This is a genomic window from Stenotrophomonas sp. STEN147 (genome assembly GCF_056757995.1).
In genome coordinates, this window is the sequence record NZ_JBRRCG010000012.1 from 64,783 (window position 1) to 90,614 (window position 25,832).

Here is a 25,832-nt window from a genome sequence, read left to right on the forward strand (position 1 = left end):
GTCGGACGTAAAGTGTTCGGCCGACTAATTCTCAACCTGATCATAATTCGCGATTGTTACCACGTGATCGCGGTGCAGGCGATTACTACTGGATACGCCACCTACTGCGGCGCTTGAGAATTCTGGCGGTGTCTCGCTGGATTCTCGTCAGGCGTCGGTTGCAGACAGTCGGCGCTGGCCGGCTCGAGGCCGGAGTACATCTTTGTCCACGTGGGACGTGTCATGGCTGGTTCTGTGCACCTGGAGGGGTTCTGGCGATCGAGAGGCAATTGGATGCTGATTGCAGCCGGCACGGACGCTGGCTTTCTCGGCGCGAAAGCAAACAGAGCCAAGGCTAGGGCGCCGAACAGGAATACCGTACCCAAGACACAGAGCAGGAAGTTGTACCTATCCTCGCCGCGCTTGATGCGATTCCACTCAGGCTTCAAGACGAGGTTACCCAGCAGCGTGGCATTGTCGATTGATCCTTTGATCACCTCGTACCGTTTGTCGGTGCCGACTTCGTAGTACTTACCCAGCAGGTGCTTGACCAGCTGATCCAATTCAGCAACCAGCAAGACCGATGCCTCGGAGGGCTTGCCGTTCTGAGTAGCATCGTATGGGCTGGTAATTCCAAGTCCTCGTGAGAGGTTGCTGGAAGCCAGCAGTCGCTTCCACGCCGCGGCCGCCTTTACATCGGGAGAAATGCCTTGGTCGTAGGGATAGGTTCCCCAAGCAGTTTCACTAAAATTAAGATGCAGCAGAACAGTGCGGTGAGCCTTCCTGAGGGTGTTCCAGTGGTCTGTAAGCTCCTCCTCAAGCTCTGAGATCTCGTCCTTGTCCAACAAGCCAGGGTCAGCTCGGTCTGCCTCCGGAGCCTTCTCATCTGAATGGGCAGCGCTGGCTAGGGCACTTGCATCCGAAGGTGGAGTGGGGAATGCCACCTGAGATGAGGAGGCACTTGCCGGCGGCGTCTCAGCTTGCACGGCTGCACTTTCCTGCGGGGCCGGTGCGGCGGGCAGCTTGGCGGCCATCTCTTTGGCTGCCTCCGCATGTCGAATTTTGATCTTGATCCGGCCAGAGATCGCGTAGGCTTCGCCCAACATCTCTGACAGTGCTGCACGAAAACTGTTGATCCAATCCTTCCGGAAGTCGGAGATTCTGGACTCTTTGTCCGCAATAAGTTTGGCAATTGATAGCAATGCGGCGATAAGCGCAGCACTAAACGCAACGAGTTCACGCCCTTCCATGGAAATTCCTTGAAATCCAAATCCTTGGCTGTCCGGGTTGGACGGCACACGTCTTGAAAATATCGGCCGCCCTACCGCCAACTTTAGGTGTAATCAATGCAAAATAGAGTACGACCTGTAAGTCAATACAGACCCTCCATTATCCTCTGTTGGATAGGGAGTTCCAAATAATTGGATTTGCACCCAGAGATACTACTGACCAGGATGCACATAAGGGCCGTAATCGTCGAGCACCAAGGCATCGACTAGATGCGGCGAAACGAGTCGTAGGTCCTTCGTCTCTCCCGACCAACTGACGTACTGGAGTGATGCGAGCCAGTCAAGTGCGCCGCCTTCTCGAGCAAGTAGTGCGGCGATCGTCTGAAAACGCTCTTCCGGCACAGTGGTGAGCATCACCAGTTGCTCCGATCGCGTTCGGATTACCTCGATGCGGTCCGAGGAGGCGATGTGGACCGCCTGACCGCTTGGCGTGAGCGGATCCCCCCCGTTTCGATATGACCTGCTGCTGGCGGCCCTCCGTCAGCGCCCCCATCAGTGAGCAAGGGAGCAGCCGGAGTCTGAACGGGGCGTTCGTCTGCATGGGCACCAGGGTCGATCGCGCGCGGGACTGTAACAGCTAAGATTGACCGTCACCGATTCGTGTTACGGTCGAATCTCTAGGTTACAAGTGCCGGTATGAACGACCTGAACGCCGCTGCCCGCTACCTCCAACATCTACGACCCTACACGGTCGGTGAGCTCGAGCCCTGGGCCAGATCCAAGGCGCGCACCCTGCCCCACTCCGTCGCCAGCCTGTTCGGCCTGGCCAAGATTGATCTACTGGGACACCGGGTGCTGCTGGCCAACTCCCCTACGCAGTCGGAGCAGGGTTGATTGGTGTAAAGGAAGGGTCTGCTCCTGGCCGGAATGGGACGACTGTTCCACAGCGGGCAGGCATGCCTTCCTGCGTGTCAGTCCTTGTCGGGTACGCCCTGAAGGCAACGGGTTGAGCGTCCTCTTCGCTCTTCCTTGTTGCGCCGGGGTGCCAGCAGAGGATGGGCCCTCACCGCTTAAGGCGATACCGCTGCACAGTCCGGTACGGCACGTCACCTGACTCCAGTGGGTTAATCCGGCGAGGCGGCGGTTGGAGCCTCGGCCAGTTCAGTCGAGATGTAGTTGGCATGCACCAAGGCAAGCTGCCCACCTTGGGCAGCATAGTACTCGGTGACCCCACAGTTGGGCACATCGCCTTCGCGGTCGATGTCGAGGATGGTCTGCTCGTCCATGCCCTCCAAGAGGTATCGCATGCAGTTCACAATCACTTGGTGAGCGACGATCATCACGCGTGCACCGGCGTGGTTGCGTTGGAGGTCCCCGACCACGCCGCGCAGCCGCAAGATGACATCACACCAGCTTTCTCCACCCGGTGGGCGAAAGTAGAATTTTCCTACTAGTTGTCTCTGCGCGGCCAGCTCCGGGAAGGTAGCGACGATGCCACTAGAGGTGTAGCGGTCCAGAACGCCGAACTCCTTCTCACGTAGGCGCTCATCAATGATTAGACGGCGGTCGCGGCCGAGCGCGTCGACCACGGCTTGGGCGGTCTGCTTTGCACGCACGTACGGAGAAGTCAGCACGATCTGTGGACGTTGGTGCTCGGCAAGCCCCAATACCCAGGAACCTAGCGCTTTCGACTGCCGCTCCCCGAGCGAAGACAACGGTACGTCCGCGTCACGGTGTTCCAACTCGATCAAGGTGATGTTGTTTGCTTCAGCGTGGTCACGCGCAACGTTTCCGTCGCTTTGGCCATGCCGTACCACCCAGATCCGCTCCGGCCACCGCGCGGTTGCCCCTTCCATCGCACTGTTCTGCTGCACACCTATCTCCTGCTCATCTGTCCGACGGTTCTAGCGAGAGGGAGAACCAGACACTCCCAATACATTCTTTCTAACTGCACGCCGTGCGACCGCGATCATATTTGACGTCCTGCTAGAGCCGCCTCAATTCCCGCCCCCCAACGAGAGTTTCGCAAGTCGCTCTTCTATTCTTAAGCGGGCCAGGACTAACCCAGTGTCATCGTCGGCGTAGGGTGAGCCGAACAACGGGATCTCTACCCACCAAGACTCCTGACCGGGATGCACATAAGGCGCATGATCGTCTAGCAGAAGGGCTTTACCGACGTGAGATGTGACAAATCGCAGGTCCTTCGTTGGTCCGTGCCACGAAACATAGGAAAGCTGCCCAAACCAGCGCGGGGCCACGCCCTCCGCCACGAGAAGGCTACAAATCTCTCGCACTCTTGACTCCGGAACAGTGGTAAAGAGTACTAGCTGACTGAACTCGGCCCGCATCGTTTCCAGGAACGCGAATAGACCGGGGCGTGGGATCTGGCTGACAGCATTTGAGATCAGCGTTCCTTCTAAGTCCATTGCAAGAATGGTTGGCCTCATACATCCCCCTGATCATTAGCCAGAAGTACACGAAAGACAGATCGCTTCAGGTCTGCATAGATAGCAGCAAGCCGCATCGACCTGCTTCACGGCCCGTGGTGAATGGCATTCGCTTGTCTAGGTGCTGGCGTGCTGCCCGTCCAAGTGAGATCGCACATCCCTAAGTTCGCTCAGGTCGCCGCGGCAAAGAAACTCCACAGCTGGCAGCGTCCCAATCGTATCGCAATACACGACCTACAATCCCGTCCTGAATCATCTGACATGGCAACCGCTGTAACCGCATGCATATCAGTTGATCTGATACGTAATCAGATAATCCATGCACCACGAACGGGAGGATGTGCCCACTGTTTGCAATATGAAAGCGAGTGAGTGATGCTCGCCTACATGGTGCCCTTGTCGATACAAACGCTCGCACTTCGCGCAACGACTCCTGATCAGCTCGCCGAGCAGGTGGCGGAGGAGTACGGGCTCTATGTCCGGCTCTCAGAAGTCTGGATGCTGCTCGGCTACAACAGCATCAGCGCCGCTAGGCGCGCGGCATATGACAACCGACTGGGTATAGCGACCTCAACCATCCCTGGGAGGAAGGGCCGCATGATCCGCTCCAGAGATCTCGCGCAATGGCTGTTCACCGCAGCGCGCAGCGCGGAGACCGTCAGCAATCGGGAGGCCACTCAATGATCCCGATCTTCCACATGGAGGACCTCCAGATGAGCTAAGAACACTCTCTGGGGCAGAAAAGACAAACCCCGGCTGGCAGGCCGGGGTCTGTTTGAGGCGCAGCGATGACTACCGCTATGCCGAATCTACCCCCTTACCCCGATAAGAATCAACCCCTAGGCATTCCGGGAGGGAGGCGGCTGCTCGCCTCCCAGTAGATAGGCAGGGTTCCATGAATCAAGAAGAACTGGCCCAGCGTCTGCGGGAGCATGAGGGCTTAACTGTCGAACAGCGACAGCACATCCTTGAGATGGCTAGCTCGAGTCCAGCGCGGAAGCCAGGAAAGGGCGCGCTGAACAACGTTGTGACTCACTTCAACTCAGTGAAATGTGGCCAGCTGATCACGCTGGAAAGTCATACCGTTGAACACATGTTCGCGCTGACTCTGGAGCTGGATCCGGATGTGCTTGGCTACTTCCCGCAGGTTGCCTGTAAGGGAGTGAGACTTGGCAATCATGTAAGGAGCGGCACCTTGGATTTTCTGGTCGTCCGCACCCGTCGCATTGAGCTGGTCGAATGCAAGGCCGGCTCCGCTCGTGACAGCTTGCTTGCGGCAAAGTCCGGTGAATGGGTCGACGTCGATGGAAATCTTCAGAACCTTGCCTATGGTCCTTGGGCAAGGCAGCGCGGCATGGAGCACGTCCTGTGGCTCAGTCCCTCCCGCGTCGACACGCCACTCCGGAACCTGCAGGTCATCTATAACGAGGTGCGTATGGTACCCGCCAACGAGGCTCAAGCCTTGGGCAGGCGCATCCGTGCGCATCTCGCCGACGGACCCAAGAGCCTCGATTGGATGATCGAGACTATCGAGGGATTCAACGTGAGCCGAGCGGCGCTTCTGCTTGGAACCCGCTGGGCCTTCGGTCCAGTTGAGCATGTTCCGCTCACGGACACGAGCAACTTCTTTTTGACTTTGAGTCAGGCTCAGGCTATTGAGATAGGGAGCAACTTCTTTGAGGTTGCCAGGCAATCTCGCAATCAACTGAACTCGGCGTTCGCAACGGCGACGCTAGTCGACGCCACCAACGCCGAAAGGCGGCTCGCATTGATCCAATCCGCGCATGCGAAGGGTACAGCCGTCCCCAAACACCTGCGTGAGATAGCGCGGAAGGTGACCGAGGCGCGAAGCAGAGGTGACAACGAACTCGAGCAGTGCCTTACCAGGTTTCATGCAAGCGGAAACCGAATGAGCCGCCTTACCCCCGTTCAGGAGAAGAGAACGACTGAGGCAGTTCGCGCATACGCCGCAGGCAAGTATTCACAGAAGAAGGACGCATACATTGCGCACAAGAAGGCCTGTGAAGCTGACGGTGAGTCGCCACAGAGCCGCCAGGCCTTCGAACGCAAGCTCGCTGATCCGCGCCTAGAGCTGCGTAAGGTTTTGGCAACGCAGGGAATGCGTGGCTACCAAAAGCAACGGCCACGCTCGGACGCGCGTGACCGGTCCGGCAGGGCCTTAGCCAAACATGCAGTCCTGCACGTGGACAGTACCAAAGTTGACGTGAGGGTGGTGAGCGACGATGGAATGGGAGCAAGCGCAGAGTGCCCTCTGATTTATCTAGGGACAGATGAGGCGACTGACCTGCCGATGGCGCATTCCATTGTCTTCGGGCCAGCACGGCGCGATGGTTTGGCCATCCTGATACGTGACTACGTCCGCAGACATGGACGACTATTCAACAGCATCTTTGTCGATCGAGGAACGGAGAATCAGTCGCACTTTCTCACTGCTCTGGCTTTGCGATATCAGTTCTCAATCCACATCTGCCCAACGGCAGGTTCGAGGTTCAACTCGGACGTAGAACGATACTTTGGAAGGTTCAATTCCCAGGTCAGCCATGAGCTTGTCGGTAGCACCGATCCCGACAAGGCGGGCCGAGGCGTGGATGGGAAGTTCAAGAGCTACAAAACTGCCAAGCACCGCTTTGAAACAGTTCACACGGTGGCCAGGGAAACGCTTTATGAGCACTTCCCGAGCGTCCCTGTACAAGGCTTCGCAAGTCCGGCCGAACGGGCAGCCCACGCAGATCTTCTCTTTCCTAGTGCCGGCCTGCACGCAGTGCTTGACGAAGAATTCCTCTTCAGAACCGCGATCCCCCACAGCAATAACAAGTATGTACCCGGACGAGGGTTCGAGGTGAATGGTCGGTACTTTCACTCCAATGAACTGAGGGAGCTCGACGCGTCATTCGAGGTTGAGCAGCTTCGAACAGACCCGGAGGACCCGAGCTTCATCTGGGTTAGGACGAATCGTGGACTGTTCAAGGCGTTCTGCAACTTGATCGGGCCTCTAGCTAACTCCACCCTGATTGAGCGGTCGTTCAGAGGTATGTATGACCAGCTCTACGCGCCATCGCTCCGCGAAGCAAAACAGAGCGCGAGGCACGCTCAGGCGATGCGTACGGCAGCCGCGAACGCGAAGCCCAACACCGCGGCTCATCCCAAGCCGGGGGAGGCGGACTCCAGTAGCCTCCCTTCGCAATCATATGACGCGCTTGACGAGATCGCTCTGCGCGGAATCAAGAAGCGAGCGATGGATGACTTTGACGATATTGAGTCGCCGTAGTTTGTGCAATTGGGGGCAAGCCCGCGCCAGTCATTCAAATTCACAGGAACCGATAGTGGACAGCAACTCTGGAATTCCGTTTGTGAATCATAGCCGCATGAGGACGGCCTACTCCGAGCTCCTGAATGCCATCCAAGGTGCGCGCCCAGGTACGTTCGTCTGGGCATTGGCTCCTTCTGGATCGGGCAAGAGTGAGATCAGACAAGCTATTCTTCCCGCCCTTGCCGGGAAGCAGAGCCTCTGGCCAGCTGGCACGCTTCCTTTGATATCGGTGCGTGCAATGGCCAATGATCGAGGAAAGTTCAACTCCAAGGATCTCACGCTGCGCCTCCATCACGCCGTGGTGGACCCCGACTTCGGCTGGCTGGAGAACAAGGACCGATCGGTCAGTACTGATGCGCACCATGTCCAGGCGGAGGCAGAGGTAAACAATCAGCTGTGGAAGAGAGTGAGGGCAACGCAGTCGCAGCCGAGATTGCAGCACAGCTTCGAATCTGTGGCGAAGCAACGTCAACTTAAGTACATCTTCCTGGAAGAAGCGGCAACCTTGACGATGGTGCATCTTCATCAAACCAGCTATGGGTACATGTCGAACCTTGTGCGACTGATTGAAGAAATCGGCTGCGTAATAGTGATGCTGGCTACCCACACTGCGGAGAGTTTGTGGGCGGGACACCCCGACGTCTGGAATCGATCCCGGTTCGTCTACATCCGGCCGTATGACCTGAAGAATTCCCAAGACGAGCGGGATTTCGTTGCAGTGCTGAAGGGTATCGGGCAGAGCTTCAACCTGTCCGATCCAAAGCTCCTCGTTAAAAATACTGATTTGATGTACGCAAATGGTGCTGGCGTGTTCGGCCCCACTATCGACGTCGTCCATAGGGCTGAGCTCCGCCGAAAGAATGAGGGAGCGAACAGCATCACTGAAGCGCACTTGCACGCCAGCTCCTCAAGCGAGAAGGAGCTTGGAACCGTGTGGAGCAGCGTGCTGGCCTTCAACAAGCTTGCGGATCAGAGGCCGTTGAACGGTGAGAAGAGAATTGCTGACTTCCTCAAGCGCATGGGTACGGGGGAGTAGAGCGAAAATGACTACGGCACACATGCGGTATCGGTGGACAGCACTGCCGCCAATTGCACCGATCGACGGAGGCACCGCCCAGACTGAGTCACTTGGAGGGTACTTCCAGAGGATGTGCGAAACGACCGGGTTTACAAAGACACACCTCGCAGGAGTGCTCGACAAAGTTGCGGGTCAGCCAAGAAATGGACTGAGTGAGCGAAATAGCTTCGTTGGACCAGGACAGGTGAGCCTTAACCGCGCACGCGCGCTAGAGCAGCTGACTAACCAACGGCTGGTCGGCTGCACGCTCTCGCCTTTCATTAATGTCCTGCAGATGCGGGATGGCGGCCTTGCTGGCATCAATCGCCGCTGGTGTCCAGAGTGCCTGCTGGAGGCTGGCGAGAGTGACGGTCTAAGTGAGAGGCTCATCTGGAACTTCCTTCACTACTCGCATTGCTCCTTGCACTCAGTCAGAATCATTGATCGCTGCCAAGAATGCGGCAACAGTCAGCAGTTGCGAAGGGGCAACGCGGCCACGTGCGCCTATTGCGGTTGCAGTCTAGCGCGCGCAGCCACGCACGAGAGGCCGAGCGTACTTCAGTCCTGGGCCAACGCCTCGATCGAGGACGTCGTGCGCTGGACCGCAACCAACCCTGATGTGGTTATTCCTGCGGAGAACTATCAACGTTTCTTTGATGGGCTCCTTCAAGATGGGACATTGGATAGGCTGAAGATCGTTCATAACAGGTTCTGGAGGGATGCAATTCGCTTCAGAAGAACTACCACCACTTTCAGAACGCTACTCAACCTATCTGCCATCAAATCTGTTGACATCATCGGAATTTTGACCGAACCAGTTCCGGCCTCGTCGACTTCATTGTTTCCAGGCCATGAGGTGGACGGCGAGATCGCTTTTGATCTAGAGGACTGGGGGGCTCAGGCGAGGAAATTCGAAGTCGTGCTCCACGCGCTCTGCAAGGCCAATACGCGTGTGTTCCCTAGCCAGCAGTTCCTTAGCTTATTTTTGGTTTCTAAACGAAAAAGTTCTATCCACCGTGCGCCATCATTCAGCGTCTACCTAGATCTTCAGAGGCATCCTGGCCAAGACCTTCTTGCGGGTCGGAACATGGCGAGCAGAATTATGGCCCTGTCCATGACCCTGCTTAAGAGCGGCATGCGCGAGCGGGGCGTGGCAAGTGAAGTTCTGAAGAGATTCGCCATTTCGGCAGAGATCGCTAGAGAGTGCGCCCGGACCGCAGTTGTTATTACAAAGGCCATGCATTCTCCGGCCTTCCGAGCTTCCGGTGATCCCGTCCCGTGCCGCTGAAGAAGGCCAGAAGAAGACATCACGTCCCTGCGCAGCCGAGCGGGTTGTTCAACTGCGCGGGGTTCTACCCCGATATCAAGGACGGTTCTAAAAGAGCTGCAACCTTCTGGTCCTGCCTGGCGACCCTTCGTCGCATCCTTGGGTTATGGCGTCGCTCTATGTAGTCAAACACACCCGCTCGTGCTGCATCAAGTATGGTGCAGTTTCTCCGATAGATCCGCTCACGCCTGAGTAGCCCAAAGAGCCTTTGCAGGCCGCGTTGTCGCCGCAATGACCCACAGCGCTCATCGAGCAGATCAGCCCGTTAGCCACCAGAGCCCCTTGGTGGTCGCGGCTGAGGAACTGGCTGCCACGATCCGAATGCAGGATTACCTCATCGCTTCTTTGACGCTGCCGCACCGCCATCTGCACAGCCCGGGTGACCATCTGGCGATCCTGTCGATCGTGTATTGACCAGCTCATGATGCGCTGGTCGTACAGATCCAGCACGATGCACAGATACAGCTTGCCCTGCCGGGTCTCGATCTCAGTAATATCAGTCACCCACTTGGTTTCCGGCTCCAGCGCGAGAAAATCGTGTTCAAGCAGATTGACCACGCCCGGCGGTGTCGTGGCCGGAGTTGCGTGACGCCCGCGACGCTTACGGTGTGGCCATCCCTGCAGGCCGTCGGCGGCCATCAGGCGCGCTACCCGCCCGGCGTTGCTGACGGCGGCGACAAGGCGCGCATCCGTCAGCCATGAGAGCAGGGCCTGAATGACAGGCTTTGAAACTCCGAGAACACTGCAAATTTGATTGGTTGCCACAGCCAAGTTTCCAGATGTGAGAAGTCGATTGACTCAAGGCAGCCGATGGACAGCGCCGCTGGTAGAGAAGGCTACGCCAGGCCGTTCCCGAAAGAATTGGCGATCCGGGGACATCAGTGTTACGAATTGCAATAACAACCTGTTGTCCTTCATGAGGGCCGTCTCCAATCAAACTCCGCCACCATGTATAGGCGAAATCACCGCATTGACCGAATAGGGCCTGCCACTTCATCGCGCGTCGGTGCGTTGAAAGGCACTGCTACCAGAGGTACCCCCTGCCTTCGCGGGCGGACGGATCCGACGTCGCCCCTTACTTGCCTGAGGGACCGGGGAACCAAAGGGCGATGCGCGTACGAGGGTTGCCGGAACGTCCAATTCCCCTGAATTGAGTAGAATCTGCCCAGGTAGATAAGGGCTGTCAGCCGGCCATCGTCGTGCTGCAGCTAGGGACAGGAGGCGGCTACGCCGCCATGAGCACAAGGAGACATCAGGGTGTATTTGGCAGAGCTGTCTATCTCGAACTTCCGCAAGATCAACAACGCAGTACTGCACTTCCAAAGTGGACTGAACGTCCTGGTTGGTGCGAATAACGCGGGCAAGACCGCCATTGTCGATGCGTTGAGGTCTCTCCTTGCCGGGCACGATGAACCTTACCCGCGGTTGGACTCGGACGATATTCATCGGCCGAAGACAGGATCGCCTAGCGGCAACATCGTGTTCAGGTACGTCTTCCGAGGGTTGAGCCCCGATGATGAGGCTGACTTCATGACTGCCCTGAAGCCTGCCAAGGACGGGCAGATGGAGGCGCATATCACCATCAGCTTTTCCGAGGCGGATAAGACGGGGCGACTTAGAGCGAAGCGCTGGTGCGGAGACCATGATGATGTCGGCTTGACAGCGGACATGATGGAAAACCTTCGTGGCGTCTATCTACAGCCCCTGCGCGATGCTTCTCAGGCTCTTAGGCCCGGCCGCACAAGCCAGCTGTCCCGACTGTTTCAGCTGCTCGTTGATGACGATGGCAAGATCGAGATCAATAAGGCACTGAAGCTGCTGGATGATGAGCTCAAGACGAAAGCGCCGATTGTGAGCACCCATAAGGCGATAACGACTCGCCACTCCGAGATGTTGGGGCCACAGCTGTCCCAGCTGCTTGAGCTGGGGGTTAGCGTCAGCGATTTCCAACGCCTGGCTTCACGTCTCTCCCTTACCGTAGATCTGTTCGAGCTTGAGCAAAATGGGCTCGGATTCAACAATCTGATCTTCATGGCGGTCGTTCTCAGCGAGCTGACCAAGAACCCGCAAGCCAGCTATCGAGGCCTGATCATTGAGGAGCCCGAGGCACATCTGCATCCCCAATTGCAGGCTGTGCTCCTGGGATACTTTGAGACCATCAAGGCAGTGGACAAAGAGAAGCCTGTCCAGCTGTTCGTTACCAGCCACTCACCCAACTTTGCCAGCATCGCCAACCTCGACAGTCTCACCTGTCTTGTTGACACCGGAATCAAGGTGGAGACTTTCTTTCCCCGAGACATCAAGTTTTCTGTCGGAAAGCGTGAGAAGCTTGAGCGCTATTTGGACGTCACCCGGGCTGAGCTTTTCTTTGCACGCCGCGCAATCCTGGTCGAGGGCGCTGCGGAATTGGTCCTTGTCAGTGTGCTCGCCGAGAAGTGCGGTCACGATCTACGTAAGCATGGGGTAAGCCTCATCAGCGTTGAAGGCCTCAACTTCGACTCATTCATTCCACTGTTCGGCGAGAAGGCGCTGAAGATTCCTGTATCCGTGCTTACGGATGCAGACCCAACAGGTCCGAGTGAAGAGGAGGAAGAGGGAGAGGAAAAAGGCGATGGCGGCGCAGAAGCGGACGAACATGCGCCGGAAGATGGGACCTCTAGTGGAAAGAAGAAGGCGACTGCTGTCTACCCTTCGATCGGCGAAAAGGTGCAGGTGTCCGCCAATACCTTGAGTATGCTCAAGTTCGAGGATTCATATCTCAAGATCTTCCATGGGCTGAAGACGCTTGAGTATGACTTGGCCTTGTACGCCAGCAATCGCAAGATCATGCTGGCGGCGCTTAAGGAGCTACACCCGAAGATCTCTGCGAACCTGGAGAAGAAGGTAGACGCCGCTACTGGAGATGCAGAGAAGGCTCGAGTACTGTTCAGCGGAATGTTCGAGAGGAAGAACGGGAACGTCCAGAAGGGGCGCTTTGCACAAGCTTTGGCGTACCTGATCGCCAAGGCGAAAAAGGAAGAATTCACTGTTCCGAAGTATATCCAGTCTGCAGTCGAGCACGCTTGTCAGCCTAGCCCTAAGAAGGCTGAAGACGAATGAGCACGGATACTACTCCTTCAGTTGAACAGGGTAAGATCATCACGGCACCATTGCATCCGATGTCGGTCATCGCTTGCGCGGGAAGTGGGAAGACCTTCACAGCTGTACGCAGGCTGGCCCACATACGTCAATGCCTCGGTGATCACCGGGGCCGGGTTGCACTCCTGTCCTTCTCGAACATCGCCGTGGAGACCTTCAGGCGCGAGTACCAGGCACTCGCAATGGGATCGCTCAAGATCCCGTCCCACCAGCGTGTCGAGATCGACACATTGGACGGGTTCATTACGACAAATATTCTGCGACCCCACGCCCATCGGACGATGGGGTGTACCACGACCCCGTTCTTGCTATCAGGGAGCGAGTCATTCCTTTTAGGAAAGGACTGTCGCTTCTGGGTGGAATCGCCGAGAACCGCTAGCTACCCAGTGCCCCAAGGGCATATCCATCGCGTTGTCATAGGCCCTTCTGGGGCTGCAACGGGCTTCTTCTATCAGAACTCCGGCATGCTGGCGAGGATCAACAATGGCCCAAAGGTTGCCGCAGCATTGGGAAAACTGGGGGCTTACACCCACGAGCTGGCGCGCTACTGGGTCGACCTTACCCTCCGCGAACAACCCGAGATCCTCCGAGTCCTTGCGCGTCGCTATCCCCACATCCTCATTGATGAAGCCCAGGATATCGGCATGCTGCACCAGGTGATCATTGAGAGGCTCAGCCAAGCAGGCTCTCAGATTTCCCTTATTGGGGATCCCAATCAAGGCATCTACGAGTTCATGGGCGCGACCGGCTCGTTCCTGTCCAGCTACCACAGCAAACCCGGTGTTTCTGCGGCCGCCCTGACGCGGAACTATCGGTCCGTACCGGCCGTACTCGATCTCGCCAACGCAATCTCGGCGCGCACGGACCATCCGGATAGGACGGCGCCACCTACGCTCCACGGGGCCTACTTCGTTCCGTACACGACTGCCGATACGAAGAAGGTCGTGGCGGCCTTCCAGGCAACACTGGTCTCCGCTGGCTTGGACCCAGCACGCTCCGCCGTGCTCTGCCGCGCACGCAAGTGGGCCAACGAGCTGGCTGGGCATGAGGGTGCGCCAGGCGTGGGAACGACCAAGATCCTTGCCCAAGCAGCGATGGTGCGCGATATCCACTCCGACTACTCAACAGCATTCAGACTCGTGGCAACTGCCATCATGGGTTTGACCGACAACGCGCCCAAGGGCATCGTTGCTCGCCTGACTCAGCCTGCCAGGTACCCTGAGGAACGAGCACTTCGTCGTGTCATTTGGGCTTTTACGCGAGATCCGGTCTCGGGCCTGCCCAGCGCGGCGCTGCCCGCTGTTAGCGATTGGCAGCCGGCACTGCTGCAACGTATAAGGGTCCTGATGACCAATCTGAGCAGGGCCCACGGTCTCAACCACACATCGTCCACGCTCGGTGCTCGGCTCTCGAAAAGGAGTTTGCCCGGCTCACCGCTAATGAGCCCGCCTGACCTAGGTGCCGATCAGCCCTTGCGGGTCAAAATCAGTACCGTGCACCAGGTCAAAGGCGAAAGCCTGGATGCCGTCCTCTACATGGCAACGAAACCGCATGTATCTGCACTGCTAAGCGGAGGTTCCACCGAGGACGGGCGAATCGGGTACGTGGCTGTGACCCGGGCAAGGGATCTGCTGTGGTTGGCTGTCCCTGCAACAGCTTTGAAGAGCCTTCGTGCCGATCTCCAAGCAAAGGGCTTTAAGGACGCAACCGCTACCGCTGCAGCCCCAACGGCCGGACATGACAACGGTTCCCCCTGAATGGGCGTATTGGACGGGGCGGCACTGGAATCAACGTCAACGCAGGAGATGAAGCTGGATGGGAGCAAGCATAGGTTTTCCGCTAGATCGGACCTGAATACGCTTCCCTCGATGGAACTGGGTTCCTGCCGGTCAGCGGGGGAGACTATGAGTGCTTGGCAACCATATTTGCACCAATTGACGCAGGAAATTGGCTCAACCTATGGTTGCGGATGGCGACAAACCTTTGGTTGCCCGTCTATCAGCGCTCCTGCTGCATGCCCGCGCCACCCTTACCCGTCATGTCCCTTCAGGCGGCTGACACCTGTCACTGGTTCGGGAAGGCTCCGGCGCGAATAGTACGCGTCACCGCCCGGCGCCACTTCGCCGGTACTCACCAAGGGGACGTGTCATGAACCTGTTCCAGCAACTCCTTTCGCATACTCCGATCTGGGTCTGGGTGCTGATGGTGTTTCTCATCACCCGGGGCATCGCGGCCATGAAGCCCGGCGAAACCTCGCTGCCCACGCTGGCGATCGTGCCGGCGGTGTTCGCGGCATGGGGGGTGTGGTCCATCAGCCACCGCTACGGCGCATCGTGGTCGGCCTGGGGCGAGTGGCTGGTCGGCATCGGCGCAGGAACGGGCCTGGGTTGGCTGTTGCTGCGCCGGGCGCGTGTAGCCATGAACAGTGCGACGGGACGGCTGTGGCGCAGCGCGGATTACAGCCTGCTGCCGCTGCTGCTCATCACGTTCCTGGTGAAGTATGGCTTCGAAACGGCGCTCGCAGTGTCGCCCGCGCTGAGCGCCAACGCAGGTTTCAGCGCTGCCTACCTGCTGCTGTCCGGTGGATTCACCGGCATCTTCATCGGCCGCTACTGCCGGTATCTGTCGGCGGCGCGCCTTGAGGGGAGCACCCGGATGGGGGCTGCGGGCTGAGGCTGGCGTACCCGGGAGGCGGCGCACGGCGCCGTCACCCGGTGCCGGCTGCGGTCGTCGCCCCTGCGGCCTGCGCCAGCACTGCCGCTGCAGCGTCGCCCTTGCGCTCGCTGTAGCGATCCACCAGGTAGTCCGCCCGGCCCCGCGTCAACAGGGTGAACTTCACCAGTTCCTCCATGACATCCACCACCCGGTCGTAGTATGGCGAGGGCTTCATTCGTCCGTCCTCATCGAACTCCTGCCAGGCCTTGGCCACCGAAGACTGGTTGGGGATGGTCAGCATGCGCATCCAGCGCCCCAACACCCTCAGGGTGTTGACGGTGTTGAACGATTGGGAGCCGCCACTCACCTGCATCACGGCCAACGTTCTGCCCTGCGTGGGCCGCACGCTGCCGTCCTCCAGCGGCAACCAGTCGATCTGGTTCTTGAACACGCCGGTGACGGTACCGTGCCGTTCCGGGCTGACCCACACCTGCCCCTCAGACCACTGCGACCACGCGCGCAGCCGCTGCACTTCGGGGTGGCTCCTGTCCACGCTGTCCACCATCGGAAGCGCATGCGGATCGAACACCCGGGTTTCGCAACCCAGATGCTGCAGGAGCCGCTCGGCTTCCAGGGCCAGCTTGCGGCTGAACGACTGCGGCCTGAGCGAACCGTAGAGCAGCAGGATGCGGGGCGGTCCCAGATTCCCCGCGGCGAGCAGGCTGGGGTCGGGCTGGGGCAGCGAGGCTTCCCTCAGATTCGGCAGCTGGGTACTTGCGATCGTCTTATTCATTCGACTATTCTAGAAATATGGAAACGTCAAATGCAATCGTCGCGCTCACCGCGTTGGGCCACGCCACCCGCCTGGCGGCCTTCCGCCTGCTGGTGGAAGCCGGTCCAGCGGGGCGCGTAGCCGGTGACATCGCGGCGGCCCTGCAGGTGCCACCGGCCACACTCAGCTTCCACCTGAAGGAGCTGGTACAGGCCGGCCTGGTGGAGAACCAGAGCCAGGGCCGCAATGTCTGTTACCGCGCCAACTTCGCCGCCATGACCGGCTTGATCGAGTACCTCACGCACAACTGCTGCGCGGGTTCGCCGAGCGAGGAGTGCGGGCCCACTGCGCCCGCATGCAAGTGCTGAAGCCCGATCCAACCTCCTGCCATCACAACGACTGCACCATGACACGCAACGTCCTGTTCCTCTGTACCGGCAACAGCGCCCGCAGCGTCCTTGCCGAGGCCACGCTGCGAGCCTGGGGCGCTGAACGTTTCAATGCATTCAGCGCAGGCAGCCACCCGACCGGCCAGGTCAACCCGTTCGCGCTCGCACAGCTGCAGGCCGAAGGAATCACCATCGATGGGCTGCGCAGCAAATCGTGGGATGAGTTCGTGGATGCTGCACCCATGGACCTGGTGATCACCGTGTGCGATTCGGCTGCGGCAGACGCCTGCCCGGTGGTGTTTGGCGACTTCATTCGCAGCCACTGGGGCCAGCCGGATCCGGCCGCAGTTGCAGGCAGCGATGCCGAGAAAGCAGCCGCGTTTGCACGCGCGCATGCCATTGTGAAATCGCGGCTGCGTGCGTTGATCGATCTGCCCGGATCGTTGTGGTCCGACCGCGAGGCAATGCAGAACGCTCTGGATCAGATCGGCCGGTTGCAGCCGACCGACAGCACACCGTGACGGCGCCCGCGCGCATGCGCCTGTTCGAGCGCTACCTCACCCTGTGGGTCGCGCTGTGCATCGCGGCCGGTACCCTGCTGGGACACCTCCTGCCCGGCGCCTTTGCGGCACTGGCGTCCGCCGAAGTGGCCAAGGTCAACCTGCCGGTCGCGGCACTGATCTGGCTGATGATCATCCCGATGCTGCTGAAGGTCGACTACGGCGCAATGCGCCAGTTGCAGCAGCACTGGAAAGGCATCGGCGTAACGTTGTTCATCAACTGGGCGGTCAAGCCCTTTTCGATGGCACTGCTGGGCTGGGTATTCCTGCGTCACCTCTTCGCGGAATGGCTGCCAGCCGGCCAGATCGACAGCTATATCGCCGGCCTGATCCTGCTGGCAGCCGCGCCCTGCACCGCGATGGTGTTCGTGTGGAGCAACCTGTGCCGCGGCGATGCGAACTTCACGTTGAGCCAGGTCGCGCTGAACGACGCGATCATGGTGGTGGCCTATGCGCCGGTGGTCGCGTTGCTGCTCGGCATGTCCGCGATCACTGTGCCGTGGGACACCCTGCTGCTGTCAGTGGATTTGTACATCGTTGCACCTGTCGGTGTTGCCGCCCTGCTGCGGCGCTGGATGCTTTCGCGCAGTGGCGAGGCGGGTCTGCAGCTGGCGCTGACCCGACTCGGCCCGGTTTCGCTGTCGGCCCTTCTACTGACACTGGTGCTGCTGTTCGGCTTTCAAGGTCAGCAGATCGTGGAGCAGCCGCTGGTCATCGGGTTGATCGCCCTGCCCATCCTGATCCAGGTCTATTTCACTTCGGGTCTGGCCTATCTGCTCAACCGTCGTCTGGGCGTCGCCCATTGCGTGGCCGGCCCGTCGGCGCTGATCGGCGCGAGCAACTTCTTCGAGCTGGCGGTCGCCACCGCCGTCGGGCTCTTCGGGGTGCATTCGGGCGCCGCGCTGGCCACCGTTGTCGGTGTGCTGATCGAGGTGCCGGTGATGTTGTCGGTCGTTCGTATCGTGAACCGTACTGAAGGCTGGTACGAGAGGCAGGGTGCGGGTGACCGCGGGCAGTCGTAGAGGGCCGATGCCTGCTTCTGGGCGGAGGCGGAACCCCGCTCTCCTTGCGCGTCTCCACCGGCGCGGGCTCTCGGCATCTATCGGCAGGGCAGTTACCGGGACGGAGGCTTCGGAAACAGCAACCTGGGGGTTGCAGACAGTAGCCAAGCTGCCATGGCAGCCGCATATGCGAGTACGCCACCCACTAAACAGGTGCCGAACAGGCTACCGGTGAACAGTCGGTACGCGCTCCGGCCACGACCAGCAGCGTCATCTCCCACAGCGAGCACGATCACCGGCAGCATGATCATTCCGCTGCAGAGAATGAGCGAAAAAAGGCCCAGCAACCAACGCTTTCTGCGGGGGTTCCAAGGAACCGGATAGTGTGAGAGCAGTTGTCTCATTCGAAGAAACAACGTCGGAACCAGGAACACGTACATCAGTCCCACGTACAACGACGTACGTGCATCGACATCGCTCCCGGCAAAGACCGATCGAGGATAGGCGCCTGTTCGGTGCAGCAACTCCGCGCAGGCGGTGAGTGCAGCGCTCATTGCCATTGCAGGCCAGAACAATCTCGAGACTTTGGACCACTGTGCATCACGCTGTTGTTGCTTCCCATCGGTCAACCCCGGCATCAGACGTCTCCTGCGCAGCTGCGCTGACGACAACGAAAGAGGGAAGAGCATGCGCCGCAACGATGCGCATGAAAGCCAAAGGGGGATGGGAACACTGCCCAGGCATGAACACCATCTGGGGCTTGTTCGCCCAAGACCGACGAGACAACGCAGTCTCACTTCAGTCCTGTAGTCCTCGAACCCGAAGTCCAACGCCCGCCGAGGGGCGCTTGCGGCCAGAAGCGGCCGTGCTCAATGAGCGACCTTCTGCGCCCCTTTCTTCCTGCGCTTCACTGCGTTTACCGACGCATCGCAGCCGCATTCAATTGGCGGTAACCGCTGCTCATATTCTCTGTAATTCTCTCCCCATTCCCGCAGGCTCAGCATTACTGGCGCAAGAGTGCGCGCAAGTTCGGTCGCTTCATACTCAACACGAGGCGGAACTTCAGCATATACATGGCGATTGATGAGGCCGTCGGCTTCCAGCTCCCGCAGCTGGAGCGTCAACATTCTCTGGGTTGCGGTGGGAATCAGCCGGGTCAATTCCATGAAACGCTTCTTTCCCATGAGCAGGTGAAACAGCAACAGTGGTTTCCAGACCCCACCAATGACGGAGAGGGTCAGCTCTACGGCACACCCGCTTTTGGGATCCAGTCGTTTGGTACGCATGCGTCTTCTCCAGGCTCATAGGCACACGGATGATAGTAAGGGCGATAAATGTACGTTCTTACGAACATCGCCGAGCACGCCTATATTCGCACCACACACACCCCAAGGATACGCCGTGTCATTCAGTGCTCTGGTCTCCGACCGATCCGCAGACCGTCCGGTCACCACAGACGTTCAGCAGTTGGAAGAGTCTTCATTGGGAGATGATGCCGTCACCGTACGGGTGGCGTGGTCCAACCTGAACTACAAGGATGCGATCGCCCTGGCCGGCATGCAGATCATCCAGAAGTTTCCGCTGATTCCAGGCATTGATTTCGCCGGCACGGTCGAGTCTTCGGCAGACCCGCGCTTCAGCGCGGGAGACACGGTGGTGGCAACGGGCTGGGATCTCAGCCAGACCCACCATGGCGGCTTCTCGCAGCTTGCTCGAGTTCCGGCCGACTGGCTGGTAAAGCTTCCGGCTGCCATCGACGCACGTTCGGCCATGGCAATCGGAACCGCAGGCCTCACGGCCATGCTCAGCGTGCTGGAAATTGAACGACACGGCGTCAAGCCAGGCGATGGGGACGTACTGGTCACGGGTGCATCGGGTGGTGTCGGATCCGTCGCCGTGGCCCTGCTATCCGGCCTGGGCTATCGAGTTGTGGCGTCCACAGGCAAAGCAAGCGAGGCGAACTATCTGACGTCGCTGGGCGCTGCTGACATAATTGATCGCTCGACGCTGTCCGCAGAGGCTCCCCCGGTTCAAGCCGAGCGTTGGGCGGCTACGGTAGACGCGGTTGGCGGCCGTACTCTGGTCAACGCCCTGGCGCAGACGCGGTATCGCGGTATCGCCACTACCTGCGGGTTCGTCGGCGGGCGCGAGCTGCAAGGTACGGTTCTGCCCTTCATTCTGCGCGGAGTGACCCTTGCCGGTATTGATTCCGTCCGCGCACCGGCTGAACTGCGCGAGCAAGCATGGCGGCGGCTTGCCGCTGACCTGGACCTGGCCAAGCTGGCATCAACTACCCGGGAGATCAGCCTGGGCGATGTTCCGGCTGCCGCCGCGCAGATGCTTCAAGGCAATTCGAAAGGCCGTACCTTGGTCGATGTCAATCGCTGATGAATCACTCCAATCAGGATAAGACGATGAGTTCCCAATCTGTTGCACTCGTCACTGGCGCCTCCACTGGAATCGGAGCGGTGTACGCGGACCGCCTCGCGCGTCGCGGCTACGGCCTGGTACTGGTCGCGCGCGACGCACAACGACTCGACTCGCTCGCCGATGCGCTTCGGGCTGAGACCGGCGTGCCGGTGGAGATCATCCCCGTTGACCTGACGCTGCCGGAAGGGCTTGCTGTGGTCGAAGCACGCATCGATCAAGGTGATATCGGCCTTGTGGTGAACAATGCCGGTGTGTCACTCAAAGGCGGAATGCTCGAGAACGAGCCGGCAGCGCTGGAGAGAATCATCGCGTTGAATGTCACCGCACCGACCCGCTTGTGTGCTGCGGCGGCCCGCGCGTTCCTGCGCAGAGGCGAAGGCGCGATCATCAATCTGTCGTCCGTGCTTGCACTGGCGCCAGAGATGTTCGAAGGCGTCTACAGCGGGACCAAGGCCTATCTATTAAATCTCAGTCAAGCGCTGGCGGCGCAACTGGGACCTCGCGGAATCTACGTCCAGGCAGTCCTGCCTGGCGCGACCCGCACGGAACTCTGGGAAAAGGCAGGGCGGAGCATGGACGAGTTTCCACCTGGCTTCCTGATGGAGGCTGGTGCGATGGTCGATGCTGCCCTGGTGGGCTTCGACCGCCGCGAAACGGTCACCATCCCTCCGTTGCCCGACGAAGCACAGTACTTGGCCCTTCAGCAGGCCCGCCTGGCAATGGCGCCCAACCTCTCACGCAGTGAGGTCGCCGCTCGCTACCTTCGCTGAGAGGACGCACCGATGACTGACTCAGCGGATCTACGCATGGATGTCGACGCAGTCGGAAGCACGTCATGGCGAGCCCGATTCTTGCGTTCTGACGAAAGCCGCGCAGGCGATCTGCGCTCGTCTCACCTGACGCAATCGTCCAGGTTTCGCGGCGCCCTGAAGCACTCAAGCACGACTCGTGTCGCAGATTCCCCGAATGCGTGAGGCCCTTGCGCCATCAACGTCTGCGACTACTTAACCGTGTGCGAGGATGCTGAAAGCGTCGAGCATCGTGGGTTGAATACAACTCGGCTCATTGGCGTTGCGCAGTGACACAGGTACAGATGTGGTGCCACCCCAAAAGGTGGCCGGGCATCGAAAACCCGTGGAGTTGCTTGATTACGGTTGCCAGCCGGTGTCACCTCGTGTGGTGCCGGCTGGCAGCGCGTCCGCCGGCCATGGCGGGCGGAGCGTGGAGGCCTTGTGCCTGCCGGCCTAGCAACCTCCCGGTTTTCGAGCCACGTCTCCGCCCGCCACCTTTATCCGTGGCGGCTACCGTCTGTCCTGCACGGAGCCTCATCAATGACCACACCCGAGTTTCCCCCTCCGCATTCCGACAGCGCGCCGGCCAACGATGCCGATGCGACCCCCCAACAGTCCCCGTCCGACCCCAACACCTTCATCGCCACGCTGAAACGGATCGGCAGCGGCGCAGCCGCCGATGGCCTGCCCTGGCCGGAACGCCATCCGCTGCCTGGCCGTCAACTGGCGCTGGCCGATGCCGACTGCGCGCACGCCGGCCTGCGGGTGGCGCTGGAGATGCTGCTGGCCGCCGAGCGTGTCCGGCAGAACGGGCCGGAGGAGCAGTACGTGGGCGATCGCGTGATGGAAGGACTGGTGATGGCCTGCCTGTCACTGTCAGTGCAGGCCGGCACCTTGCTGCGTCCGGGCTGACAGGGACGTTTCGCGCACCCTCGGCCGCGCGATCCGGGGCCGGCCCGTGTGGTTATTCTTGCGGCCAGGCTTCTGCCACCGCCCGGGACTCTTCGCATGCGCCGACCCTTCCATGCCGCGATCCTTCTTGCCACCGTGCTGCTGGCCGGTCCTGCCCTCGCGCAGCACGCCAGCAGCGCACCGCCGCCCGCTGAACGCCTGCCCGACGTGGCACTGCCTGCGGCACTGGATCGCGTGCTGCGCGACTACGAGCAGGCGTGGAGCGCGGGCGATGGCAAGGCACTGGCGGCGCTGTTCGCCGAAGACGGATTCATCCTGCAAAGCCACCAGCCGCCGGTGCGCGGGCGCGACGCGATCGCGGCCGCCTACGCCGGACAGGGCGGGAGCCCGCTGCGCCTGCGCGCGCTGGCGTACGCGGTGGACAGGAGCACGGCCTACATCATTGGTGCCTACACGTTTGGCGGCAACGTCGGCGATACCGGAAAGTTCACGCTGACGCTGACGCGCGCGGGCGATGGACCCTGGATGATCTTCTCGGACATGGACAACGGCAACGCGCCGCCACAGGCGCGGTGATCGGGCGTTGCAATGGATCCACGCCACGCGTGGATATGCTGCGCGCGTGATGCCAAGCAAGCTTGGCACCCACCAAAGCCTGTGTCCGGTCCGGCACCCGCATGGGTACTCCCTGATGAAAAAACCCCGGCGCATGGCCGGGGTTTTCGGTTACTTGAACAGCGTGTCCGGATACTCCGGCTTCTGTTCGCGCGCCAGCAATGCGCGCAGGCCTTCTGCCGGGGTCTGCTCGCCGTGCAGTACGGCGCGTACGCCATCGGAGATCGGCAGATCGATGCCGTGTCGGCGTGCCTGACGCATCACCTCATCGGCCGTCTGCACCGATTCCACCACCTGCCCGATCTCGCGCACGGCATCCTGCAGCGTCTGCCCGCGGCCCAGGGCCAGTCCCAGGCGGCGGTTGCGCGACAGGTCGCCGGTGCAGGTCAGCACCAGATCGCCCAGGCCCGCCAGACCCATCAGGGTTTCCGGCTTGGCACCGATCGCCGCGGCCAGCCGCAGCATCTCGTTGAGGCCGCGGGTGATCAGGCCGGCACGGGCGTTGAGGCCCAGCTGCATGCCATCGGCAACGCCGGTGGCCACGGCCAGCACGTTCTTCATCGCGCCCCCCAGCTCGGCACCGACCATGTCGTCGCCGGTGTAGGCACGGAACGCCGGGCCATGCATGGCTTCGGCCACGGTCTGCGCGAACGCCGGCACGTCGCCGTGCACGGTGATCGCGGTGGGCAGGCCCTGGGTGACTTCCTTGGCGAACGACGGCCCGGTGACGACGGCCAGCGGCACGTCCTCGCCGAGGATCTCGCGCGCGACTTCATGCAGGAAACGGCCGGAGCCGGGCTCGAAACCCTTGGTCGCCCAGGCCACGCCGGCACCGGCCGGACGCAGCGGCGCCAGCGCGCGCACGGTCTCGTTGAACGCGTGCGACGGGGTCACCACCAGGATCCAGGCGGCACCGTGCACCGCCGACGCCAGGTCGGTGGTGGCATGCAGGCTGTCCGGCAGCGGGATGCCCGGCAGGTAGCGCGGATTCTCGTGGCGCTGGTCGATGGCCTCGACCACGGCGGCATCACGCCCCCACAGCACGGTCGGGTGACCGTGCCGGGCGAGCAGGCTGGCCAGCGCGGTTCCCCAGGAACCGGCGCCCAGCACGGCGATCTTGTCAGCGGTAGTGCTCATCCGTGACGTCGCGGCGGATTCAGGCGTTGCCGGCCGGCTCGGAGTCAGCCAGCGACGGTGCGTCGCCCTGCTCCTGGCGCTGGCGCAGGGTTTCTGCGTACAGGCCTTCGAAGTTGATCGGCTGCAGGAAGAACGGCGGGAAGCCGCCGGCCTGGATCAGATCGCTGACCAGCTGGCGCACGTACGGGAACAGGATGTTCGGGCACTGGGTGCCGAGCAGCACGTCGATCGACTGCGGGTCCAGGCCGACCAGGCCGAACACGCCGGCCTGCTTCACTTCGGCCACGTAGGCGGTGCGCTCACCGGCCTGGCAGGTCAGGGTGACGGCCAGCACGACTTCGAACGCGTTCTCACCCAGGCGCTGCACCTGCTGGTTCAGATTCAGCTGCAGCTCCGGCTGCACCTGGTCATTGAAGATGGTCGGTGCGTTCGGCGACTCGAAGGAGACGTCCTTGACGTAGATCTTCTCGACGGTGAAAGCGGGGCCGGTAGCGGCATCGACCGGCGCAGCGGCGCCGTTGGTGATCTCTTCGGACATTTCCAGTAACTCCAGGTGAATGCAATGAAAACTAGGGTCGAATTACTGCGATGGGGGCGGCATCAGGCCCATACAAGGCCGGATCCGCCACCTGCGGCAATCAGTTGCGGCCCTTGACCAGCGGCAGTTCGGCCTGCTGCCAGGCGGGAATGCCGCCCTCGAGCACGAAGACCTTTTCGAAACCGGCCTTCTTCAGCGCCTTGGCGGCGGTTTCCGATGCGTTGCCGTTGCGGCACACCAGAACCACCGGCGCCTGCTTGGCGCTGGCCACGAGCTTGTGCTCCGGGCCGAACGCGCTGGCCTGCGCATTGCGGCTGCCGGCGATGTGGCCCTTTTCGAAGTCACCGCTGGCGGACAGGTCCACCACCACCGTGCCGCCCGCATTCATCAGCTGGGTCAGTTCGGCGGGCTTGATGCCCTTGAAGCCCCGGAACAGGCGGCGGATTTCGGTGACGATGAGGGCCACGGTCAGGCCGACCAGGGCCGCGGACAGCATCGGGTTTCGGCCTGCAAAGGCCAGCAACTCTTCGTAATTCACTCAGGTCACGGGTCGATAAGCGGGCGCCGATTGTCGCACAAGCCGGACGCGGCCCGTCACTGCCCCTGCCACAGATCCGGCAGGCCACCGGCCTGCCACCAGCGCTTGGCCTCGGCATCCCAGCGCCAGCGCTCGGTCACCACCACGGTGCGCTCGGCCTGGGTGTTCTGGTTGATGACGCCGATTTCCACCCGGCGCTCGACCTGGCCATCGGGCAGCGAGGCGCTGCTGCGCTCGCGGTAGGAGGACACCCGCAGCTGTGCATAACGGTTGAGCTCGAACTCGGTGGGCGGCTTTTCCTTGCGCAGCACCGGATCCAGGTAGCCGATGGCGTCGTCCATGCTGCCCCAGCGGATCGTCGCCCCGTAGGCGATCTGGGTCTCTTCCAGCATCTTGCGCTGCTTGCGGCTCAGCTCGTCGGCACCGGCCATGGCGCTGACCAGCAGCAGGGAACACAACAGGATCTGGATGAGGCGGCGCATCAGGGGTTTCCGCAGGGCGTCAGCCTGCCATCCTACCCTTTGGCGAAGGCAACAAAGCGACCGCTGAACTCGGCAGCGGCCCGGCCGTCGGCGGCCGGCTGGGTGGCGATGATGCTGATGCGGGCCTTGCGACGCTGGCGGAAGGTGGTCAGGAAGGTGTCCCAGGCACCGCTTTCGGCCGCCTCGGCATGCGCGTGCAGGTCTTCGTAGACCGGCGCCAGGTAGCGCAGGTTGCTGTCGGCCACGTAGACCTCGGCGTCGTGGCCGGCCAGGCGCAGGCGCAGGCTGACCAGCGCCCAGCCGGACAGGGTCAGCACCGAGGCCAGGCTGCCACCGAAGGCGTTGCCCTTGTCGTTGACGTTCGCCGTCAGCGGCGCGGTGATGCGCAGCACGCCATCGGCATAGCCGTCCAGGCGGATCTGCATGGCACGGACCGCAGGCATGCAGTCCAGCACCTCCTGCAGGGAGGCCAACGAGGAGCTCAGGGCATCAACGGACATCGGA

27 protein-coding genes and 1 pseudogene are annotated in these 25,832 nt (G+C 60.8%); 15 read left to right on the top strand and 13 right to left on the bottom strand.

The window, feature by feature from the left end; genetic code table 11:
• Positions 1–101 precede the first annotated feature (101 nt).
• Both ACVOKU_RS12945 and ACVOKU_RS12950 read right to left on the bottom strand, forming a co-directional pair.
• A complete protein-coding gene (locus ACVOKU_RS12945) occupies positions 102–1,229 on the bottom strand; it encodes a hypothetical protein (RefSeq protein WP_481560112.1) in 1,128 nt (375 codons plus the stop codon).
• A gap of 192 nt (positions 1,230–1,421) precedes the next feature.
• Positions 1,422–1,622, bottom strand: a complete 201-nt coding sequence (locus tag ACVOKU_RS12950) for a hypothetical protein (protein ID WP_481560113.1) — start codon at positions 1,620–1,622, stop codon at positions 1,422–1,424.
• Between the two features lie 282 nt (positions 1,623–1,904).
• Between ACVOKU_RS12950 and ACVOKU_RS12955 the strand changes: the two genes are divergently transcribed.
• On the top strand, positions 1,905–2,102 hold the full coding sequence (locus ACVOKU_RS12955; protein ID WP_481560114.1) for a hypothetical protein: 198 nt from the start codon (positions 1,905–1,907) through the stop codon (positions 2,100–2,102).
• Between the two features lie 230 nt (positions 2,103–2,332).
• Here ACVOKU_RS12955 and ACVOKU_RS12960 read toward each other — a convergent pair whose 3' ends face one another.
• Together ACVOKU_RS12960 and ACVOKU_RS12965 are read right to left on the bottom strand one after the other, a co-directional pair.
• Complete coding sequence (locus ACVOKU_RS12960; protein WP_481560144.1) at positions 2,333–3,088, bottom strand: histidine phosphatase family protein; 756 nt, start codon at positions 3,086–3,088, stop codon at positions 2,333–2,335.
• Between the two features lie 117 nt (positions 3,089–3,205).
• Entirely contained in the window at positions 3,206–3,655 is a 450-nt protein-coding gene (locus ACVOKU_RS12965; RefSeq protein WP_481560115.1) for an NIF family HAD-type phosphatase, read from the bottom strand.
• Between the two features lie 375 nt (positions 3,656–4,030).
• Between ACVOKU_RS12965 and ACVOKU_RS12970 the strand changes: the two genes are divergently transcribed.
• The 4 genes from ACVOKU_RS12970 (at position 4,031) to ACVOKU_RS12985 (ending at position 9,331) form a co-directional block, all read left to right on the top strand.
• Positions 4,031–4,339 carry a hypothetical protein gene (locus tag ACVOKU_RS12970; protein ID WP_481560116.1) on the top strand — a complete coding sequence of 103 codons (309 nt, stop codon included), beginning with the start codon at positions 4,031–4,033 and terminating at the stop codon, positions 4,337–4,339.
• A gap of 211 nt (positions 4,340–4,550) precedes the next feature.
• Positions 4,551–6,944, top strand: coding sequence for a transposase (locus ACVOKU_RS12975; RefSeq protein WP_481560117.1), 2,394 nt, complete (start codon positions 4,551–4,553; stop codon positions 6,942–6,944).
• A 55-nt stretch (positions 6,945–6,999) separates the two neighbouring features.
• Positions 7,000–8,022: a transposition helper protein gene (locus ACVOKU_RS12980; RefSeq protein WP_481560118.1), complete on the top strand. Its 1,023-nt coding sequence runs from the start codon at positions 7,000–7,002 to the stop codon at positions 8,020–8,022.
• 22 nt (positions 8,023–8,044) lie between these two features.
• The gene (locus ACVOKU_RS12985) at positions 8,045–9,331 is read left to right on the top strand and encodes a TniQ family protein (protein ID WP_481560145.1); all 1,287 of its coding nucleotides are present in this window, start codon (positions 8,045–8,047) and stop codon (positions 9,329–9,331) included.
• 64 nt (positions 9,332–9,395) lie between these two features.
• Here the strand turns inward: ACVOKU_RS12985 and ACVOKU_RS12990 are convergent.
• Positions 9,396–10,036: pseudogene (locus tag ACVOKU_RS12990) on the bottom strand (IS3 family transposase); the annotation flags it as partial.
• A gap of 591 nt (positions 10,037–10,627) precedes the next feature.
• Between ACVOKU_RS12990 and ACVOKU_RS12995 the strand changes: the two are divergent.
• The 3 genes from ACVOKU_RS12995 to ACVOKU_RS13005 all read left to right on the top strand — a co-directional run bounded on the left by ACVOKU_RS12995 (position 10,628) and on the right by ACVOKU_RS13005 (position 15,181).
• Entirely contained in the window at positions 10,628–12,469 is a 1,842-nt protein-coding gene (locus tag ACVOKU_RS12995; protein ID WP_481560119.1) for an ATP-dependent nuclease, read from the top strand.
• Positions 12,466–14,265: a UvrD-helicase domain-containing protein gene (locus ACVOKU_RS13000; RefSeq protein ID WP_481560120.1), complete on the top strand. Its 1,800-nt coding sequence runs from the start codon at positions 12,466–12,468 to the stop codon at positions 14,263–14,265. Before ACVOKU_RS12995 ends, ACVOKU_RS13000 begins: the two co-directional genes overlap by 4 nt.
• A gap of 391 nt (positions 14,266–14,656) precedes the next feature.
• A complete protein-coding gene (locus ACVOKU_RS13005) occupies positions 14,657–15,181 on the top strand; it encodes a DUF6622 family protein (protein WP_481560121.1) in 525 nt (174 codons plus the stop codon).
• A gap of 34 nt (positions 15,182–15,215) precedes the next feature.
• Here ACVOKU_RS13005 and arsH read toward each other — a convergent pair whose 3' ends face one another.
• The gene (gene arsH, locus ACVOKU_RS13010; protein WP_065182062.1) at positions 15,216–15,956 is read right to left on the bottom strand and encodes an arsenical resistance protein ArsH; all 741 of its coding nucleotides are present in this window, start codon (positions 15,954–15,956) and stop codon (positions 15,216–15,218) included.
• A gap of 17 nt (positions 15,957–15,973) precedes the next feature.
• Between arsH and ACVOKU_RS13015 the strand changes: the two genes are divergently transcribed.
• The 3 genes from ACVOKU_RS13015 to arsB are packed head-to-tail and all read left to right on the top strand — an operon-like array spanning position 15,974 to position 17,906.
• The gene (locus tag ACVOKU_RS13015; protein ID WP_481560122.1) at positions 15,974–16,303 is read left to right on the top strand and encodes an ArsR/SmtB family transcription factor; all 330 of its coding nucleotides are present in this window, start codon (positions 15,974–15,976) and stop codon (positions 16,301–16,303) included.
• Positions 16,304–16,341: 38 nt separating this feature from the next.
• The gene (locus ACVOKU_RS13020) at positions 16,342–16,845 is read left to right on the top strand and encodes an arsenate reductase ArsC (protein ID WP_065182163.1); all 504 of its coding nucleotides are present in this window, start codon (positions 16,342–16,344) and stop codon (positions 16,843–16,845) included.
• A 14-nt stretch (positions 16,846–16,859) separates the two neighbouring features.
• Entirely contained in the window at positions 16,860–17,906 is a 1,047-nt protein-coding gene (gene arsB, locus ACVOKU_RS13025) for an ACR3 family arsenite efflux transporter (protein ID WP_481560123.1), read from the top strand.
• 92 nt (positions 17,907–17,998) lie between these two features.
• On the opposite strand, the gene ACVOKU_RS13030 is transcribed toward arsB, so the two are convergent.
• Both ACVOKU_RS13030 and ACVOKU_RS13035 read right to left on the bottom strand, forming a co-directional pair.
• On the bottom strand, positions 17,999–18,523 hold the full coding sequence (locus ACVOKU_RS13030; protein WP_481560124.1) for a transporter: 525 nt from the start codon (positions 18,521–18,523) through the stop codon (positions 17,999–18,001).
• A gap of 231 nt (positions 18,524–18,754) precedes the next feature.
• Positions 18,755–19,171: a winged helix-turn-helix transcriptional regulator gene (locus tag ACVOKU_RS13035; protein WP_481560125.1), complete on the bottom strand. Its 417-nt coding sequence runs from the start codon at positions 19,169–19,171 to the stop codon at positions 18,755–18,757.
• Positions 19,172–19,286: 115 nt separating this feature from the next.
• On the opposite strand from ACVOKU_RS13035, the gene ACVOKU_RS13040 reads away from it, so the two are divergent.
• The 4 genes from ACVOKU_RS13040 to ACVOKU_RS13055 all read left to right on the top strand — a co-directional run bounded on the left by ACVOKU_RS13040 (position 19,287) and on the right by ACVOKU_RS13055 (position 22,594).
• The gene (locus tag ACVOKU_RS13040) at positions 19,287–20,273 is read left to right on the top strand and encodes an MDR family oxidoreductase (RefSeq protein WP_481560126.1); all 987 of its coding nucleotides are present in this window, start codon (positions 19,287–19,289) and stop codon (positions 20,271–20,273) included.
• 26 nt (positions 20,274–20,299) lie between these two features.
• The gene (locus ACVOKU_RS13045; RefSeq protein WP_481560127.1) at positions 20,300–21,085 is read left to right on the top strand and encodes an SDR family NAD(P)-dependent oxidoreductase; all 786 of its coding nucleotides are present in this window, start codon (positions 20,300–20,302) and stop codon (positions 21,083–21,085) included.
• Between the two features lie 561 nt (positions 21,086–21,646).
• Complete coding sequence (locus ACVOKU_RS13050; RefSeq protein ID WP_065174145.1) at positions 21,647–22,018, top strand: hypothetical protein; 372 nt, start codon at positions 21,647–21,649, stop codon at positions 22,016–22,018.
• Between the two features lie 96 nt (positions 22,019–22,114).
• Positions 22,115–22,594, top strand: a complete 480-nt coding sequence (locus tag ACVOKU_RS13055) for an SgcJ/EcaC family oxidoreductase (protein WP_481560128.1) — start codon at positions 22,115–22,117, stop codon at positions 22,592–22,594.
• A 150-nt stretch (positions 22,595–22,744) separates the two neighbouring features.
• On the opposite strand, the gene ACVOKU_RS13060 is transcribed toward ACVOKU_RS13055, so the two are convergent.
• The 5 genes from ACVOKU_RS13060 to ACVOKU_RS13080 form a co-directional block, all read right to left on the bottom strand.
• Positions 22,745–23,770 (bottom strand): NAD(P)H-dependent glycerol-3-phosphate dehydrogenase, encoded by a 1,026-nt coding sequence (locus tag ACVOKU_RS13060; protein ID WP_053518041.1) that lies wholly within the window; start codon positions 23,768–23,770, stop codon positions 22,745–22,747.
• Between the two features lie 19 nt (positions 23,771–23,789).
• The gene (gene secB / locus ACVOKU_RS13065; protein WP_004153553.1) at positions 23,790–24,308 is read right to left on the bottom strand and encodes a protein-export chaperone SecB; all 519 of its coding nucleotides are present in this window, start codon (positions 24,306–24,308) and stop codon (positions 23,790–23,792) included.
• Positions 24,309–24,408: 100 nt separating this feature from the next.
• Complete coding sequence (locus ACVOKU_RS13070) at positions 24,409–24,846, bottom strand: rhodanese-like domain-containing protein (protein WP_053518043.1); 438 nt, start codon at positions 24,844–24,846, stop codon at positions 24,409–24,411.
• A 56-nt stretch (positions 24,847–24,902) separates the two neighbouring features.
• Positions 24,903–25,328: a hypothetical protein gene (locus ACVOKU_RS13075; protein WP_053518045.1), complete on the bottom strand. Its 426-nt coding sequence runs from the start codon at positions 25,326–25,328 to the stop codon at positions 24,903–24,905.
• Positions 25,329–25,360: 32 nt separating this feature from the next.
• Entirely contained in the window at positions 25,361–25,828 is a 468-nt protein-coding gene (locus ACVOKU_RS13080) for a YiiD C-terminal domain-containing protein (protein ID WP_481560129.1), read from the bottom strand.
• Positions 25,829–25,832 lie beyond the last annotated feature (4 nt).